Here is an 18,804-nt window from a genome sequence, read left to right as displayed (position 1 = left end):
AAAGTCAAAAAACTAAACCGCAGGCTCTTGCTGAGATAAACAATGGAAACTTCCTTGTCCCCAAATAATATCGGTAGCATCCAAACCTATCACTGGACGGTCTTTGAAAAGCCCAGAAAGTATATCTAAAGCAATATCATCATTCTTACATTGATAAGTAGGAACAATCACACCAGCATTGGTAATCAAGAAATTAGCATAAGAACCCGGTGTTCTGAATTCATCAATCACCACCGCCGAAGGCATTGGCAACTCTACTACATTCAATTGCTTGCCATTTACCAAACGCATTTGTTTGAGCAACTGTAAATTATCATTCAAAACTTCGTAGTTATCATCATTTTTATCATACTCTACTGCTGCCACTACTGTATCGGCATTTACAAAACGAACGGTATCGTCCACATGACCGTCGGTATCATCACCAACAATGCCATCATTTACCCAAAGCACTTGTTCTTGTCCGTAATAATCACACAAGTATTGTTCTATTTGAGCTTGATTCAAATGTGGATTTCTATTCTGATTCAACAAACACGAGCGGCTAGTGAGTACACTTCCCTCTCCGTTAAATTCTACCGAACCACCTTCCATAATAATTCCGGGAGTAACGGCATTCAAACCACGATATGCTGCAATTTTCGTAGGCAAATTATTATCATCATCAAAAGGAGGATACTTCCCACCCCAAGCATTATAACCCCAATTTACAATCATACGTTGTTTGGTTTCAGGATTAATCAAAAATGCTGGACCGTGGTCTCTACACCAAGCATCATTTGTTGGGTTGATTAATATTTCAATTTGCGTTTCATCAATACCATATTTGGGCAATTCATTCAAAATAAATGATTTTAGTTTTTCATCATTTACATTCAAACAAACCTTTTCTCCTTTAGAAATTGCCTTGATGAAATTAAAATATTGAGGGTACATTTTGGCTAATTTATCATCTTGCCAAGAGTGGTCGTTATGTGGAAAAGTAAGCCAAGTTGCTACGTGTGGATGCCATTCGGCAGGGAAAAAATATCCTTGAGATTTTGGAGTAAGCATTTTTAATTTGTTTAAGGTGCAAATATACTTAATTTGAAGAAGGATATTTTGATTTGAAGATTTGGAAATTTGAAGATTTGAAAATGGGTATTTAATTTAAAAACTAACTATGGTGTATTCCTCATTTCCAAATTAGCAACTCATCAAATTGACTAAGAGTATGTATCATTTTCAAATCTTCAAATCCTCAAATTTTCAAATTAAAAAATAATCCCTCTTCTATTCACTTTCTTAATCGAAGCGATTTTTTTGCTTTTTAGTCTATCCATCTTGGATGCAAAAGTGGGTTCACTGGCTTTTCGCTTTTTAGGAACAAAAAGTGCTTTCTTGAGCAAATCATAGAATTTCTTTATCACAACGGATTTGTTGCGTAATTGTGTTCGCTCTTCTTGCGACACAATGATTAATTCTCCTTCAGAATTAATCTGATTTTTTAGTTTTTCTTGTAGTGTATTTTTCTGAATTTCGTCTAATAAAACGGAATTGATTACATTGAATCGGAGTTCTACTTTAGTAGCAACTTTATTGACATTTTGTCCGCCCGCTCCGCCACTTCTTGAGGCTTGGAATTGGAATTCAGGACTAAAATCTTGTTTTAATAATTCGGCTAAAGACATATTTTTAATTGTGATTGAGTGAATTGTGAATTAGTGATTTAGAGACTTTAAGACTAAAGGACAAAAGAAGCAAGATTGAGTGTATTTTATTTAATCTTTTATTTCATTTATATTCACTTCTAGTCATGAGATAAGTAAACATCTTTTTTAACAAAATTGATTCCCGACATCTGATTGCTGAAAACTGATTACCGAAAGCTGACAGCTCAAGGCTCGAAGCTCATAGCTAAAAATGCCCGAAACAAACATACGAAAAATAATTCATATCGATATGGACGCTTTCTATGCTTCTGTGGAGCAAAGAGACAATCCTGCTTTGCGAGGAAAACCCGTAGCTGTGGGTGGTTCTCGTGAGCGTGGCGTGGTGGCAGCAGCCAGTTATGAAGCTCGTAAGTTTGGCGTTCGTTCGGCGATGTCCTCAATGGTGGCTGCTCGTAAATGTCCAAATTTAATTTTTGTAAAGCCTCGCTTTGAAAGCTATAAAGTCGCTTCAAAGCAAATCCGAGAGATTTTTGCAGAATATACTCATTTGATTGAACCACTTTCTTTAGACGAAGCCTATTTGGATGTTACAGAAAACCTGAAAGGCATCGCTTCGGCAACGGCAATTGCCAAAGAAATTAAAGAGAAAATCAAAGAAAGAACTCAACTGACGGCATCCGCTGGAGTTTCTTACAATAAATTCTTAGCAAAATTGGCATCAGATTATAAAAAACCTGATGGATTATTTGTGATAAAACCAAATCAAGGAGAAAAGTTTGTAGAAGATTTAGAAGTATATCGTTTTCATGGCATCGGAAAAGTAACCGCCGAGAAAATGAACAAAATGAATATTTTTACGGGTTTAGATTTACGGCAATACGATGAAAACTTCCTAACAAAACACTTCGGAAAAGCTGGGAAGTACTACTATAACATTGCCAGAGCCATTGATTTCAGACCAGTAAATACTGAAAGAATACGTAAATCTGTGGGTTCTGAAAATACTTTTTGGCGAGATTTGGAAACAAGAGTAGAATTAGAAGCTGGTTTAAAACCCATTATTGACGACGTTTGGAAATACTGCGACCGCACGCAAGTATATGGTAGAACCGTTCATTTAAAAGTAAAATTCAAAGACTTTCAAATCATTACCAGAAGTAGAACCACACTCTCTCCTATTTTTGATAGTACTTTTTTCGAAAAAATCGCTTTTGATTTACTTGAACAATTATATCCAATTCCTAAAGGAGTACGTCTCTTAGGTATTTCACTCTCCAATTTAGAATCTGCCGATGATATGGTAGGAAAACAATTGACTTTAGAGTTTTAAGAAGTTCAATTGCATTTACATCAACAAAACCTCTTCCAAACACATCCATTCCACATTTAACACGCATTTCAATCTAAGAAATTTTCAATTTTTGTTTGAAAATTTCACAAAATTTATATATTTGTGATAAAATAGTATAGCTTATTTAAATACTTTTATCCAATATCCTCATTTATAAAATTAGCGTAAATCCTTACTTAATATAAATCTAAAATAGTCATAAAATAACGGTAAAAGTATTAAAATTATGCACGCAACTTATAACATCAAACCTACAGAAATTAATGATAGTTTATTGAAAACTATTAAAGACCTCTTTAAAAACGAAGAGCAACTAACAATTACTGTTACTTCTGAAAAGAAGCCTAAACCAAATGAAAATCATCAAGATGAGTCAGAAAAGGCTTACTTTAGTTCATTCGGCAGTTGGGAGGATGAAGTAAATACCGAATACCTCATAAAAAAAATATACTCTGACCGAAAAAGCAGACCTCGTGATATAGACTAAAGCTTTTTCTCTATATCAATCATTAAAAACTATTATACAAATTGTAATACTTAAAGAAATTGCGAGATTCTTCGAGAATCTCGCAATTTCTTCTAAATTCCATCACACTTGAACATGATAAGACCCTATTTATGGTAAATATTTAGCCATCCATACGGTGGCATAACCACAGTCTGGGTCGTTAATCACATGTTTCAATGCCCTAAAATAATGTTTTTCTAACAAGCTATGGTATTCGTCGGTATCTAAAGACGCATGAAATAGGTTTTCTCCACCACACATTCCCCAAGCTTCACCGTTTTCGGTACCAGAAGTAAACAGTAAAATACCATTAGGGTTTAAGTGTTTTTCAAAAAGCGTAAACATCAATGGTTGGTCGGCGACCGGAAGATGGAAAAAGCTATGCCATGCAATGATGGCATCGAATTGTCTGTTTATGTCCAAATAACGCATATCTTGTAAAATAAACGTTGTTGTTGGGAGGTTTTCTTTGGCAATATCAAGTATCTTACTACTGGCATCTACGCCAGTAACCTGTACGTTTTGATTAACTAAGTAGGCTAATATTGGTTTTCCGGTACCGCAACCCACATCTAAAACAGTGCCTTCAGCGGGTAATTGAGCTATTAAATCGTCTAGGTATTTTTTCTCCATTAATACCTCATCCCTATTTTCTGAAAACCAAGTAGCTATCTTGTTATAGACCTCGTAAACGTTTTTTGTTTCCCTTTTTTCCATACAGCATCTTTTTAATGATTGACCAAGCATTACTAATGCAAGATAATATAAAGCATTAAAAAACTTGGGGTTGGTATTTTCAGTCCTTCTTGACATCAATGCACCAACAAGATGAGTATCAACACAATTTAGCTGTTACCTTTACACACAGACATATTGAAAAACACTAGGCCAAGCTGGGCTAGTTGTGTTGCCAAATCGGGCGGTCAGTCATGGGAATTGACAGGCAACCGCTATTTGTTAATCACGTATTACTCATACGAGATAGTATAAAAAACATTAATAAGCCCTACTATTAATTAGTAACCAATAGTAATTTTAAACAAAGTTATACCAAAGCTAGATACTAATGCAATGGTGCTAACTCGTTGCTGACTATCCAATGTATAAGTTATTTTATTAGAGAAGTCACCATTTATCACCGACTTAGGAATCATTTTAGAAGCAAACAGCGCAACAATCTGTCCATCACTGTATGACAATTTTAAAAACTGTGTATTTTCCGTGAATTTATACAAAGGATTTTCTACCGTAGTAAATTCTCCCAAACTACATATAGTTTCAATATTACTTTTGAATTGATACTTTGTCAACTGTCCATCACTCTGATACTCAAACTTTTCAAATGTTTTTGTCCATTGAGATGGGTTTGTATAATTAAGGGTTGTCAACTGTCCTTTATTATTATAAATCCACTGCATGTATTTTTCTAATATAATTTCTGAGCCATCTGTATTGTATTCATATTCATACGATTGACTTCCATCTGCATAATCAGCACCTTTATAACTATATTTTTCAGTTTTGATTTGGTTTTTTGTGTTTCTAGTAAATTCATAGGTTCTTACAAAATCCCTATTGGTAGAAGTATTTAGGCTTGTAATTGTATAGGAAGTTAAAAGATTGTCTTTCCAAGTGTAAGCATAGGAAGTAGGGTTTTTACTGCCATAAGTTTCGATTTTTACCGTTTTGGGGAGCGACGAGGCTGTTGCTTGTGGTTCAATATCATCTGATTTTTTTGAAGAGCAACCTCCTAAAACTAAAATAGCAAGAAGCAATAGTGTAATGTTTTTGTAGCGTTGTAACATGATGGTAGATATTGTTGGTTAAAATGATTTTATAGTAGAAAAGCCTTTTGAATAACCATAGGGTACTCAAAAGGCTTTTGATATTAAATTTCAGAAACGATTATTTCTTATACGTAACCGATTTTACAGCTTCAATAGTACGAGCAACGCTTGGAAGAATGGCTTCTAACAAAGTTGGTGCGTAAGGAAGTGGTAAATCTAATGAGTTCACACGAATTACTGGTGCATCCATGAAATCAAAAGCCCAACGTTGTACGTTATAAGCGATTTCTGAAGATAAAGCAGCAATTGGGTTAGCTTCTTCAACTACTACACAACGGTTTGTTTTCTTTACAGAAGCAATAATTGTTTCGTAATCAATTGGTCTAACTGTTCTTAAGTCAATTACTTCAGCATTAATGCCTAATTTAGTTAATTCAGCTACTGCTGGCATTACTACTCTTGAAAGCATTTTACCGAAAGTAACGATTGTAACGTCTGTACCTTCTTTTACGATATGTGCTTTACCTATTGGAGTTAAGTATTCTCCATCTGGCACAAGACCTTTATCGCCATACATCAATTCAGATTCCATGAAAATAACTGGGTCGTTATCACGGATTGAAGATTTTAATAAACCTTTTGCATCAGCAGGATTTGAAGGAACTACAACTTTCAAACCAGGAGTATTAGCAAACCAGTTTTCAAAGTTAGATGAGTGTTGTGATGATAATTGACCTGCGTTTCCAGTTGGTCCACGGAAAACGATTGGACAAGAGTATTGTCCACCAGACATAGACATCATTTTGGCAGCCGAGTTGATTACTTGGTCGATGGCTACCAACGAGAAGTTAAAAGTCATAAACTCAACTACTGGACGCAAACCATTAGCGGCTGCACCAACAGCGATACCCGCAAAACCTAATTCTGCGATAGGTGTGTCAATCACACGGTCTGGACCAAATTCATCCAACATACCTTGTGATACTTTGTAAGCACCATTGTATTCGGCTACTTCTTCGCCCATCAAAAACACTGACTGGTCTCTACGCATTTCTTCGTTTAATGCTTCACGAAGCGCCTCTCTGAATTGTATTTCTCTCATTGGTTATTTTTATCGTGTTCAGGTTGAGAATCGCCGAAACGATTCTGTCTTCAAAATCTGCGTAAAATTAGATAACAAACCTCAGACTGCCAACGGCGAAATAGGTAAATTATCACTTAAATTGATTGAAATGATTTTTTTAAGGATTCTAAAGAAGAGAGATTCTCAATTTAGTTGGAAGTGATAGGCTTGGAGCATATCAAAGTACCATGGCTTAGCGTTTGTTTTTTACGTTAGAGTGTACAACAATACTACATTGCAAAAATATTATGCTTTTTATAAGTTTGCCTGTACAAAAAATTGTAGTATATTCCACAGTACTTTCAAAGCTATGAACAAACTGAGTGATTAATAATATAAATTGGAATAAAATCAATCACCTGATACAGCTACATCATGAAGTTTAATTCATCTATAAAAAAAATCTTTTCATTTCTCAAGTATTCAATTTCAAGCATTTTATTATTGTTCTTGATATTAGTTATTTATGACTTTATAATAACAGGTAATTTTAGTTGGAATACAATATTGTTATTTGTTATAATTTCTATAATATTCTATGTGTTCTACCGAATATTCAGATTGTTTGACGAGTAATCATGCTCTTTTCAACGCTGGTCTCAATAAGAATAATTATATAAAATAAACCTCAATGGGTTATACTCGTTTACTGAATATGACCAGAAAATGTAACTTCTATGAAACCTAGTACGCTATACTCATTACTTATCATATCCGTTCTTTCTGCATGTAAACCTGATTCAGTCATAATAGAAGAAACACCTGTTTCCATTATCACAGAGGAGATTTCTTTACCCGTCAAAGACGATATCCAATTGCCCCCCGTAGCTTTCACACCAGATATCGAGTCGCTTCGACAACAGGGAGATACCTCAGCAATTAGAATGGTAGCACTCGGTGGTTCATTTCCATCTGGTAGTCGAAATGGAGGATTGTATAGAGAAGGGCAAATGACCTCTATCCCACAGCTAATCGCCCATCAGATGCAACTTCAATCATTTATCTCTCCATTATTTGAAAAAGAACAAGGTAATGGAAGCGGTTATCTAATCTATGACCGAAAAGCTAGTCTGCCATCTTGGAAAAAAGTAACCAACCAAACCGCTATTATCTCACAGACGCCACTAGTATTCACTCCCTTCAAAGGAACCCATGTAGATAATATATCTTGGCCAGAAGGCCCCGGAACCAATTCGGATTCATCAAATAGCTATTTTTATTATCCTAAAGGCAAAGAGCCGTATTTCAGTTATCTATTTCGGTTTTATGCTGACAAAGGAACAAACGAAACTCCATTTAATTATTTTGCCTACACAATCCAAAAAAAAACACATCTGCTACTTCACTTTGAAGACCTAGATTCATGGATTGGCTGGGCATGCCATACTCAAAATTTTGCTATTCAGAATAGGTTACATGAAGGATACTTTTACCCAAAACACACATTTATTAGAAACTACACAAAAGTAGGGCTAAAAATGGTGTTATATAATATGCCTGATTTTCTTGATTTCCCATACTTTCATTTATATCAAGCAAATCAATTAATGCTTAAAAACAATACAACTGGGCAAGCATTGAGCAACAGTGCGCTATTAATTCCTAGGGATGGTATAAAAAAGGCATTTGCAAGTAATCAAAAAACTATTTTGCTGGATGAAGATGTAATTTCTGCGGATGAAGCCAAGCAATTCAGAATTATAATCAAGGATGTATTAAACACCAATACAACCGAGCATTTTGCCAAACTGTATAACCTACCCATTGTGGATATGTATAGCCTTTATAAAACGATTTTAGCGGGTAAATACCATACCGAAGATGGTTTATTTATTGACCCCTCATTCCCCAATGGCAATTTCTTTTCGGAAGATGGAATACACCCCACTGCTATTGGTAGTGCAGTAATTGCCAATGAAACGATTAAAAAAATCAATGAAAGATATAATACTAAAATACCACTTATTAACGTAACTCAACTTGCGAAACGTTTATGATAAAAGCTGATAAGTAATTGGTTCAACTAAGGATTTTTCGTAAAAATGAATAGTTTATGTGTATTAAAAATCAAAGAGATGGGAAAGAATATAATGTTTGTAATACTCAATATAGTTTGTTTTATCTTACTTCGATATTTAACCATTTTAATGATTTTTCTAATAGGAGGCTATGCCAGTAACCAGTTTATAGATTCTTATTGGTACTTCTTTCCCTCATATTTATTACAAGTTCTTGTTTTAATTATTACAAATAAAACTAAGAACAAGCTACATTATATTGTTATCAGTATAATTAGTATTTTATATTTAGTTTCATGCTTACGGCTCATTCCAAGTGTTATTTTACCATATTAATAGCTTTAATAAAATGTAGCCTCAAACTTACCTTCTGAACAAGTCTTCAAAACATTGATAATAATTATTGGTTTGGAGAATAGAATAATTTTCACCTCTGATGTAATTAGTCTAGTACTTATGCCTTTTCACAAACTAAATCAAGTGAAGAAAAGCTTCACTAAAACACTTTCCAATTTCTTTCTATCCATTCTTTCTCACAAACAACTCAATTCAGAATTTTATTCTGTTTGATACTCCTATTTTAGCAACAAACCAAACGAATCCTATCTCTGAGATAGGATTTTCCATCTTTTTGATAAGCTATCCTATCTCAGAGATAGCTTCTTCCATCTTTTTGATAGGTTGTCCTATCTTAGAGATAGTTTCTTCCGTCATTTTAATAGGTCGCCTATCTCAGAGATAGCTTCTTCCGTCTTTTTGATAGGTTGTCCCACCTTTGAGATATTTTATTTTGTCCGTGAGCCGATTAATCCCATTATTCGGCTCATATTTTTACTATATTTGAGCCGAATACATATTTTAATCGGCTCATCATGTATAATTGGCAATTTGATAACTGGACTCAGTTTGAATACGACATTCGTCTTTTCGATGAAGTTGATAAACAATTTCATTCACTTGCAGGACAAAATGGAGGTGTCGTTCAGCTATTAGCCCAAGATGAAAAGGAGGCTTCAATACTTACTTTATTGGTCAAAGAAGCCATCAAAACCTCTGCCATTGAGGGTGAATTAATCAGTCGAGAGGATGTGATGTCTTCTATCAAAATTAATTTAGGCTATAATACCAATATCCAATCGGTTAAAGATAAACGGTCGATAGGCATAGCCCATGCCATTGTTACTTCCAGAGAACATTTCGAAAAACTTTTAGATGAAACAATGCTATTTGAATGGCATCAGGCTATTATGTTGGGTAATACCAGCGTCAATGCAGGTATATGGCGCAGCCACGAAGAACCCATGCAAATTATTTCGGGGGCAATTGGGAAAGAAATAGTACATTTTGAAGCACCGCCTTCTAAGGATGTTCCCAAAGAAATGAAACGTTTTATACAATGGTTTAACGATACCAACCCCAAAGGAGAAACACCCATCAATAACGCTATTGTACGTGCAGGTTTAGCACATTTGTATTTTGAAAGTATTCATCCTTTTGAAGATGGGAATGGACGTGTCGGAAGAATCATTGCAGAAAAAGCCTTATCGCAACACCTACAAAGTCCTGTTTTGCTGAGTCTTTCAACCACAATTTCAATTGATAAGGCAAGTTATTACGAGCAATTAAAAAATGCTCAACGAGGAAAAGAGGTAAACAATTGGCTTATCTATTTTGGTAAAGTTGTATTGGATGCACAAAAAGATTTCTTTAACACCGTACATTTTACGATAAAGAAAACCAGATTTTTAGACAACATTAAACACCTTGTAGATGCCAAACAACAAAAAGTAATTTATAAAATGCTTCAAGATGAAACATTTGAGGGCGGTATGAATGCCAGAAAATATCAATCCATCACCAAAACCTCAAAGGCAACTGCTACCCGAGATTTAGCAGATTTAGTACAAAAAAACATCTTGTTTCAAACAGGCGGCGGACGGAGTACGAGTTATTATGTTTGTTTGGAGTGAGGATTCCCCAATTTGACGTTTGTTTCAGATTGGTCGTAGCGGACAATGTATGAGAGCTATTATCTTCACTTCAATAAAGCCCGAACTTTATCAAAATCTGGATGAGTGATATTTGCCTTTTCTAAATCTACTAAATCATTTAAAAAGCTTTCTTTCAATGGTTTTTCATTATTACCTATTAAATTTTGCTTTTCTTGATAGATTTTTTTTGCCTCTACCCAACGATTTTGTAATAAAAGTGCCAAAGCTAAATTAGTATAAATCCAATTTTTCTGAGGAGCGACGGCTAAACCTTTGCGAGCAAAATCCTCTGCCAATTTGTACTCTTTACAAAACAAAGCATAACATGAGGCACTACCTAAGGCGGATGCTTTCTCTTCTTTGGTGGCTAAAGGATATTGGGAATTAAATTCTATTATCGCTTGCTCGAAGCTTAATTTATGCTGATAAAGAGAATCAATGGATATATATTTTGATAAAACATCTTTTACACTTTTTGCTTTTTGCCAAAAGATATCATCATTTAATAAAACAGCCACGGTTTGATAACTTTTTAGCCCTTTTATCATAAAGCTCATAGTTTTTTCTATCTCATTTTCATTTGCCCAAAATAACGCATAGTTAATTTGTGTTATCGCCACATCAGATAAGTATAATTCAGGATTTGCTTTGGCGAAGTTTTCATAAATTTTCAAGGCTCGCTCGTAGGCTTTCTGGGCTTGCACTTTTAGATTATTGTCCTTATAGAATATCCCCAAATTATTTAAGGTCATCGCCACGTTAGGTAAGTACTGATTAGGATTTGTTTTGGCTAAGGATTCAAAAATCTGTAAGGCTCGCACATAGGCTTTCTCTTTAAAATTATTGTCGCTGTAAAAATTCCCCAAATCGTTTAAGACTCCAGCCATATCAGGTAAGTACTTCTTAGGATTAATTTTGACTAAATCCTCATGAACCTGCAAAGATTGCTCGTAGACTTTCAATGCCTGCTTTTTTAAGTCATTCTCCTTATATAGTATCCCTAAATTGTTTAATATCATCGCTACGTCAGGCAAGTACTGATCGGGATTTTCTTTTGCTAAGTCTTCCTTTATATGCAAGGCTTGCTCATAGGCTTGCTCGGCTTGCCCTTTCAAATTATTGTCCTTATAAAATAAACCTAAATTGTTTAAGGTGCCAGCGACATAAGTTAAGTACTGGGCTGAATTATTCTTGGATAAGTTTTGAAAAATCATCAAAGCTCGTTCATAGGCTTGCTGAGCTTGCTCTTTTAAATTATTGTCGCTTAAACAAAATCCTAAATTATTTAAAGTTGTTGCCACATCAAACAAGTACTGTTCAGGATTAACCTTTGCTAAATCTTCATAAATCTGCAAAGCTCTTTCATTAACTTCTTGAGCTTGCTTTTTTAAATTACTATCGTTGTAAAATACTGCCAAATTATTTAAGGTCTTAGCCACATACGCTAAGTACTGTTGTGGATTCTTCTTGGCTAAGTCTTCATAAATCTTCAAAGCTCTTTGATAGGCTTGCTGGGCTTGTTCACTTAAATTATTATCCTGATACAATACTCCTAAGTTGCTTAAAGTCATCGCCAGATAAGTCAAGTACTGTTCTGGGTTCTTCTTGGCTAAGTCTTCATAAATCATTAAAGATCTTTCATAGGATTTTTGAGCTTGTTCACTTAAATTATTATCACTGTAAAAGACCCCTAAATTGTTTAAAGTCATAGCCATATCAGCCAAATAAGTTGATGGATTCTTCTTGACTAAGTCTTCATAAGACTCTAATGCTCTTTGGTAGGCTTGCTGAGCTTGTTCTCTTAAATTATTAGCTCTATAAAAATTTCCTAAATTGTTTAAGGTTGTCGCTACATCAGGCAAGTAAACTACTGGATTCTTCTTAGCTAAGTCTTCTCTTATCAGCAAAGCTCTTTTGTAAGCTATTTGAGCTTGCTCTGTTAAGTTATTGTCTTTATAAAATATCCCTAAATTATTTAGAATCATTGCCATATAAGGCAAATTCTGTTCGGGATTGTTCTTTACTAAGCTTTCTTGTATCTGCAAGGCTCGATTATAACTTTGTTGGGCTAAAGATTTTAAGTTATTAACCCTATAATACTCACCCAAATTGTTTAAAGTTGTAGCTACATTAGTCAAATACTGCTCGGGATTTGCTTTGGCTAAGGTTTCATAAATTTGCAAAGCTCGCTCGTATAATTCTGCTGGGCGTTTGGGTCTATTTTGTTTTTGGAGGAAATAAGCATACTCAAAAAGCGTATTAGTATTATTGGTATCTGCTTGGTAGGCTTTTTCAAACCAAATTTCACTGGAGTCTATTTGAGGTATTAAGTTGTATAATTGGGCTTTTAATAAACATTTAGCGATATAGTTTTTTTTGTTTTGTTTTGCTAAAGTTGTATGAGCATTGGCTAATCTTTCTTCATTTTCATAATCCAATCGCTCTTGGTCTATTTGGCTGGGGTTCAATACTTTTTGAGCAAGCTCAAAATTACCCTTCCTAAAATAGGCATAGGCATTTAACAAAAAAGAATCAGGCTGAGAACTTTGAGCTAAAACGCTTGCAATTTGTTCAGAGATATTCGTTTTTTCTACTCGCTGTTTTTGTATAAAATCTAACTGTTTGTAAAGTGAATCTATTCTAAACATCAGACTTTTACGCTCCTTTTGGCTATCAAAAGCTAATTTTTCAAAAGCATTTCTATGTTTTTCAATTTGTTTAGTTAATTCACCTTCTTTTTTATCAAAATCTTTCTCCAAAGAAATTTTACCAATATAAGCTAGATGTTGTTTGATGTATCTATCTTTTTCTTCATTTTTAGCTAAAATAATTTCAATAGGCATACTTCTGTCTTTGGGTAAAATATAATTTCTAAGGTCATAATGATTTACCAAAGCATAATTAGTATTTTCTACATAAAGATTAATGGCATCACCCGAGGTTTTCCCATGAGAGTTTTTAAGATTGGGAAAGGTAGCAAATCCAGTTCCGTTCGTTATAGTATTTCCTATTCCGTTGATGGTTACAGCTATTCCACCTAAAGCCTTCCCTTCAGAAGTATTTAGTACTGTTCTTATAGTTAGCTGTTCTTGTGCTAAACTATGCAGAATACATACAAAGAAAATGTAAACAAAAATTGAGATGCTTTTCATAGGAGTATTACTTTTTCAATACTAAGCTTATTGTTTTACAAGGGTTTGCTGTGTTGCCAATACAACTTCCTTCATAATTAGCTACAGTTGCAGTAATATTAATGTATTGTTGCAACTGTTTTTCAATCGGTAGTTCTAGCAAATAATTTCCATCAGCTTGAGTTGTAGTACTTACTCCTTCTGCTTGTACTATAATGTTGGCTAAATTGTGGGTTTTATTGTCATCAAAAATTACTCTTCCATAGAGGCAACATCTTTCTTTGGCAGGTGCTAAAACTAGATTAAGGATTTCATTTTTAGGGATAGAATAAATAGCACTTTTACCATGTTTGTCTATTTGCCAATTGTAATTTAACACTTCAATCTCTACACTATCGGCATCTCGCATAAAAGTAAGTAATACCTCACTCTCAGAATTTAAGCCATAGATTTTACTGAATTTTCCAGAGCTAACCTTTATCACTTGCTTTTCATTGGCTAAAACAGAGGTGCCTTGCCAATCTTTTACTTGTATTTTCAAACTAGATTCCTCTGTTGGAGGGGAAATTTTATTGAATATAAAAGCACATAAAATCACTAAAACGGCAAACATTCCTGTTGATTTGATAAAATTATTTTCAAAGCTTATTTTTCCCCTCCATAGTTCTGTTAAACAAGCTATACCAAAGATGAATAGAACAATGGTCATAATCCACTGGGAACTGTTTTTTAATGGCTGAAAATAAACAAGATAAATTGCTCCTATAATAGAAACTAGACCAATAAGTATAATAATATAAAATTTGGGTGATGATTGAGAAGGATGGGGCATAGCAATTTGAGATAAATTAATTACTAAAAATAATAAAAAACACTTGTTCTTAATTGTTTAATATTGACTTTCTTTTTGGTGCCACATCGCTCAAGAATATTTTATGACACGACACTTAAATCTTTATGTATGTCAATTACATTTAGTGACATTACGTTTAAGTCTTTATATATGCTAATTTCATTTAGCAACATGGCTTTAAAGTCTTTATATATGTCAATTATATTTAGTAATATGACGTTTAAATCTTTATATATGCTAATTTCATTTAGTGATATGACGTTTAAATCTTTATATATGTCAATTTCATTTAGTGATATGACGATTAAATCTTTATATATGCCAATTTCATTTAGTGATATAATTAATGTTTGACTCCATTCACTCAAAACAAAATCCCCTCACAATCCACCGCCACGGCAATATCCAAATCTCTAAAAGTATTGATTAAACATACTTTCTGAAAAGTAGCGAGGTCGCTTGCTTGGATGATTCTTTCTTTTACTAATCCTTTATCTAATAATTGTTGTCGGCGAGTACCTTTCAGTAGTGGTGTTGACGGCACAAACCATTGGCTTCCGTCATAAAAAGCCAAACAGGCAATGGTACAATCTGTTATCAATCCATTTTGTAGCATAATTACTTCATCGGCTTCGGGGTTTTGTTGAAGTAAGTCTCCAAACACTTGTCTGTCAGCATATTTATACGAGTAATCAATACTGGGAACAGCTACTACTTTTAGTTTTGTAATATTTTTAAAAGTATAGGGAGCAAAAGTAATTTCTTGTATTTCGCTTTCGTAAAGTACTCTACAACGCACAATTCCTTCACAAAAATCCGCAGGAATTTGGATGATTCCTTCCAAGTTCACAGCCTCTTCTACTTGAAATAAAGCTTTTCTGGAAGCATTAAATCGCTGGTTGTGGTATTCGATATGCTGAAATTTTCCGTCTTTGATTTGTATGGTTTCTAATAATTGCATAGCTTGTAAACATCTGTTCGTCAATCAAACCCAAAGATATGAAACATCTGAATGATTTATTGTTACTCGGCGACCCACGTTTGTATGAAGTTTGTGAACCTGTTAACAAAGAAGAATTGCCTTTGGTAAAAGAATGGGTAGCAGATTTGCATAATGTGATGGAAGAAATCAGGGCAAAGTACAATTTTGGCAGAGCCATCGCCGCCCCACAACTGGGCATTATGAAAAGAGTAATTTACATGAATATTGATAAACCTGTGGTTTTTATCAATCCTGTTTTTGATAATATTAGCGAAGAAATGTTTGAAATGTGGGACGATTGTATGAGTTTCCCCAACCTTTTGGTAAAAGTAAAACGTCATAAATCGCTAACGATACATTATTTAAATGAACATTGGCTAGAACAATCTTGGCAAATGGAAGATGACCTTGCTGAACTTCTGCAACACGAGTACGACCATCTAAATGGAGTACTTTGCACCATGCGAGCGGTTGATGATAAAGCGTTTAAGTATAGGATGTAGCTGATGAGTGACTAGTTTTGAATGCGGAGCGAGGAGTGTAAAACATTCAGCACTCCGCACTCAAAACTCTCAATTCCTAAAGTGTTGGATAATCAATAAACCCTTCGTCACCAGGAGTATAGAAAGTATCTCCATTTGGAACAGCTAATTCAGCTCCTTGTTTCAAACGTTCTACTAAATCTGGATTTGAAATAAATGAACGACCAAATGCAATTAAATCTGCTGCTCCAGAAGCTAAATCAGCCTCCGCACGAGCAACATCATATCCACCAGAAAGTATTAATGTTCCTTTAAAAGCTTTACGAACATTATCAATTACTGTCTGAGGAACTGCTGGCGCACCCATTGACTCATGGTTTACCAAATGCGTATAAACAACGCCAATTTCATTTAATTTTTCAGCAATGTATTGATAGTCAGTATCAATTGTATCAAAAAACCCTACATCATTAAATACTCCATAAGGAGAAAGACGCACACCAACTTTGTCTTTTCCAATCGCTTCAACTGTTTGAGAAGCAATTTCTAACAAAAATTTAGCACGACCCGTAATATCACCACCATACTCATCTGTACGAATATTTGATTTTGTATTGATAAATTGATCAATCAAATAACCATTTGCTCCGTGGATTTCTACACCGTCAAAACCTGCTTCAATAGCATTTTTTGCAGCTTGTACATATTCCGCAATAGTTAATTTGATTCCTTCAATAGTTAAAGCCAAAGGTGTTGGTTGTGCTTGCATTCCTTCAGTATCTGTCCACATTTGTCCTGCGGCAGCTATTGCCGAAGGAGCAACGATAGAAGCACCGGCTGGCATATTCGCTGGGTGAGCTACACGTCCACAGTGCATCAATTGAATAAATATTTTTCCGCCTTTTGCATGAACAGCATCCGTTACGTTTTTCCAACCTGCAATTTGTTCTGGAGAAAAAATACCCGGAATACGAGCATAACCTAAACCATTTGGCGAAGGGGAAGTACCTTCTGTAATGATTAAGCCTGCCGATGCACGTTGTGCATAATAAGTAGCAATTGATGGAGTTGGGATATTTCCGATAGCTCTTGAGCGTGTCATTGGAGCTACAACAATATGATTGGCTAATTCAATGTTGCCAAGTTTGGCAGAAGAGAATAATTTAGAACTCATAATGATATTTTTAGATTGTTAACACATCGAAACTTTTCGATACGTTAACAATCTAAAAACGTTTAAGAAAGTTCCTGAAAGAAAGCGGAAAGTTTTTTAAAATTTTCTCTGTTCAAAGAAATCTTATGAAACTTTCCTTCTTTTTTAGATGCTACTAATTCACTTTCAATTAGTATTGAAACATGATGCGAACAAGTAGATTGTGAAAGACCTATCAATTGTTGAACTTCTCCACAATACATTTCTCCTTTTTGAGATAATGTTAATAGAATTTTCAGACGATAACTATCAGCTATCGCATTCGTGGTTTTTTCAACAAAATGAGTAATCTCTTGCATGTTTTTTAGTTTACTTCTGCCATGAAAATACCAGAAGTAGCATCTTGTTTGAACGATTTCATAATCCAACCTCCGCCAACTACGTCGTCACCATCGTAGAAAACAGCCGCTTGTCCCGGTGCAATACCTGAAACTGCTTCGTGGAAATGAGCCTTTATTTTATTGCCTTCTTGCCAAATGGTAGCGGGTGTTCCGGCATCTTTGTAACGTACTTTTGTAATGGTTTCAATCGGATTATCAATAGAAGCATATTTTGATAGGTTCAATTGACCAACCACCATGCCGTCTCTTTCTAAATCTTTATCACGCCCCAACACTACTTCGTTGGTTTCTTTTCTGATTTCAGTCACAAAAGCTGGATAGCCCAAAGCGATGCCTAAGCCTTTTCTTTGTCCGATGGTATAAAATGGATAACCTTCGTGTTTGCCAAGAATTTTTCCGTCCGTGTCCAAAAAGTTTCCGCCTTTTACTCTTTCTTCCAAGCCTTCTACTCTTCTTTTGATAAAACCACGGTAATCGTTGTCAGGTACAAAACAGATTTCATAGCTTTCAGATTTATTCACTAAATCCATAAAACCTCTTTCTGTTGCCATTTCTCTGATTTTGGCTTTTGTCAAATGTCCTAAAGGCAATTTTGTACGAGCCAAACTTTCTTGCGAAACGCCCCAAAGTACATAGCTTTGGTCTTTCCAAGTATCAGCACCTTTTGAAATAATATGCCTACCGTTTTCTTCACGGATATTGGCATAATGCCCCGTGGCAATAAATTCGCAATCTAATTTATCCGCTCTACGCAAAAGTGCATCCCATTTGATGTGCGTATTGCACATTACACAAGGATTTGGCGTGCGTCCTTCGATGTATTCGCCCGTGAAGTAATCAATTACGGCATCACCGAATTCATTTCTAATATCTAAAATATAATGTGGAAAGCCCAAAGAAACAGCAACGTTTCGGGCATCGTTGATGGAGTCTAAAGAACAGCAACCTGTTTCTTTTTTTGTTCCGCCCGAAGAGGCATAATCCCAAGTTTTCATCGTCATTCCAACGACTTCATAACCTTCTTCGTGTAGCATTACTGCTGCTACCGAACTGTCGATACCGCCACTCATGGCGACTAAAATTCTTCCGTGTTTGCTCATTGCACTGCTCAGGTTCAAGGCCTGACGTTTAAAAATAAAAAATGCGAGTATTGAATCAACTCAATTATGTTACAAATTTACAATAATATTCAACATCATTTCTGATTTTTTGGTTCTGGATAGAAAGCTTGGTAGTTTTGTAAGATTTTAGGATTTGAAGACTTTAGAATTTTGAGATTGGAGGACTTTAGGACTTAAAGACGCAAGACAAAAGAAACAAGAATGAAAACGAAGTACTTGAAGAACATAAAATCAGTGTAAATCAGCGAATT

General features: G+C 34.8%; 16 protein-coding genes. 5 read left to right on the top strand and 11 right to left on the bottom strand.

The features are described from left to right. Positions 1-12 precede the first annotated feature (12 nt). Positions 13-1,053, bottom strand: a complete 1,041-nt coding sequence (locus VB798_RS01920) for an agmatine deiminase family protein (RefSeq protein ID WP_323255391.1) — start codon at positions 1,051-1,053, stop codon at positions 13-15. Positions 1,054-1,253: 200 nt separating this feature from the next. Continuing rightward, positions 1,254-1,670: an alternative ribosome rescue aminoacyl-tRNA hydrolase ArfB gene (gene arfB / locus VB798_RS01915; RefSeq protein WP_323255389.1), complete on the bottom strand. Its 417-nt coding sequence runs from the start codon at positions 1,668-1,670 to the stop codon at positions 1,254-1,256. Between the two features lie 232 nt (positions 1,671-1,902). On the opposite strand from arfB, the gene dinB reads away from it, so the two are divergent. Both dinB and VB798_RS01905 read left to right on the top strand, forming a co-directional pair. After that, on the top strand, positions 1,903-2,982 hold the full coding sequence (dinB, locus tag VB798_RS01910) for a DNA polymerase IV (RefSeq protein ID WP_323255386.1): 1,080 nt from the start codon (positions 1,903-1,905) through the stop codon (positions 2,980-2,982). Positions 2,983-3,229: 247 nt separating this feature from the next. Next, positions 3,230-3,490, top strand: coding sequence for a hypothetical protein (locus VB798_RS01905; protein WP_323255384.1), 261 nt, complete (start codon positions 3,230-3,232; stop codon positions 3,488-3,490). A 129-nt stretch (positions 3,491-3,619) separates the two neighbouring features. Here VB798_RS01905 and VB798_RS01900 read toward each other — a convergent pair whose 3' ends face one another. From VB798_RS01900 to VB798_RS01890, 3 genes are all read right to left on the bottom strand, one after another. Next, positions 3,620-4,228, bottom strand: a complete 609-nt coding sequence (locus VB798_RS01900; protein WP_323255382.1) for a class I SAM-dependent methyltransferase — start codon at positions 4,226-4,228, stop codon at positions 3,620-3,622. A gap of 299 nt (positions 4,229-4,527) precedes the next feature. Continuing rightward, a complete protein-coding gene (locus VB798_RS01895; RefSeq protein ID WP_323255379.1) occupies positions 4,528-5,316 on the bottom strand; it encodes a hypothetical protein in 789 nt (262 codons plus the stop codon). 100 nt (positions 5,317-5,416) lie between these two features. Next, complete coding sequence (locus tag VB798_RS01890; RefSeq protein WP_323255376.1) at positions 5,417-6,400, bottom strand: pyruvate dehydrogenase complex E1 component subunit beta; 984 nt, start codon at positions 6,398-6,400, stop codon at positions 5,417-5,419. Between the two features lie 698 nt (positions 6,401-7,098). Between VB798_RS01890 and VB798_RS01885 the strand changes: the two genes are divergently transcribed. Both VB798_RS01885 and VB798_RS01880 read left to right on the top strand, forming a co-directional pair. After that, positions 7,099-8,418, top strand: coding sequence for a hypothetical protein (locus VB798_RS01885; protein WP_323255375.1), 1,320 nt, complete (start codon positions 7,099-7,101; stop codon positions 8,416-8,418). 893 nt (positions 8,419-9,311) lie between these two features. Next, positions 9,312-10,409, top strand: a complete 1,098-nt coding sequence (locus tag VB798_RS01880; RefSeq protein WP_323255373.1) for a DUF4172 domain-containing protein — start codon at positions 9,312-9,314, stop codon at positions 10,407-10,409. A gap of 65 nt (positions 10,410-10,474) precedes the next feature. Here VB798_RS01880 and VB798_RS01875 read toward each other — a convergent pair whose 3' ends face one another. From VB798_RS01875 to VB798_RS01865, 3 genes are all read right to left on the bottom strand, one after another. Beyond that, positions 10,475-13,273, bottom strand: coding sequence for a tetratricopeptide repeat protein (locus VB798_RS01875; RefSeq protein WP_323255371.1), 2,799 nt, complete (start codon positions 13,271-13,273; stop codon positions 10,475-10,477). 316 nt (positions 13,274-13,589) lie between these two features. Then, positions 13,590-14,393, bottom strand: a complete 804-nt coding sequence (locus tag VB798_RS01870; RefSeq protein ID WP_323255369.1) for a hypothetical protein — start codon at positions 14,391-14,393, stop codon at positions 13,590-13,592. 385 nt (positions 14,394-14,778) lie between these two features. Next, positions 14,779-15,375, bottom strand: a complete 597-nt coding sequence (locus VB798_RS01865) for an aminotransferase class IV (RefSeq protein ID WP_323255367.1) — start codon at positions 15,373-15,375, stop codon at positions 14,779-14,781. Between the two features lie 38 nt (positions 15,376-15,413). Here VB798_RS01865 and VB798_RS01860 point away from each other — a divergent pair, with 38 nt between their 5' ends. Beyond that, positions 15,414-15,899, top strand: coding sequence for a peptide deformylase (locus VB798_RS01860; RefSeq protein ID WP_323255365.1), 486 nt, complete (start codon positions 15,414-15,416; stop codon positions 15,897-15,899). Between the two features lie 76 nt (positions 15,900-15,975). Here the strand turns inward: VB798_RS01860 and VB798_RS01855 are convergent, their stop codons facing one another. The 3 genes from VB798_RS01855 to mnmA form a co-directional block, all read right to left on the bottom strand. Beyond that, complete coding sequence (locus VB798_RS01855; protein ID WP_323255363.1) at positions 15,976-17,052, bottom strand: alkene reductase; 1,077 nt, start codon at positions 17,050-17,052, stop codon at positions 15,976-15,978. Between the two features lie 62 nt (positions 17,053-17,114). Further along, a complete protein-coding gene (locus VB798_RS01850) occupies positions 17,115-17,390 on the bottom strand; it encodes an ArsR/SmtB family transcription factor (protein ID WP_323255361.1) in 276 nt (91 codons plus the stop codon). A gap of 5 nt (positions 17,391-17,395) precedes the next feature. Beyond that, positions 17,396-18,532, bottom strand: a complete 1,137-nt coding sequence (gene mnmA, locus VB798_RS01845; RefSeq protein ID WP_323255359.1) for a tRNA 2-thiouridine(34) synthase MnmA — start codon at positions 18,530-18,532, stop codon at positions 17,396-17,398. Between the last annotated feature and the right edge of the window lie 272 nt (positions 18,533-18,804).

The organism is Arcicella lustrica (genome assembly GCF_034930985.1).
GTDB classification, from domain to species: Bacteria; Bacteroidota; Bacteroidia; order Cytophagales; family Spirosomataceae; genus Arcicella; species Arcicella lustrica.
Note: the sequence above shows the minus strand (reverse complement) of the source record. Positions and strands in the feature narration are given on the sequence as shown.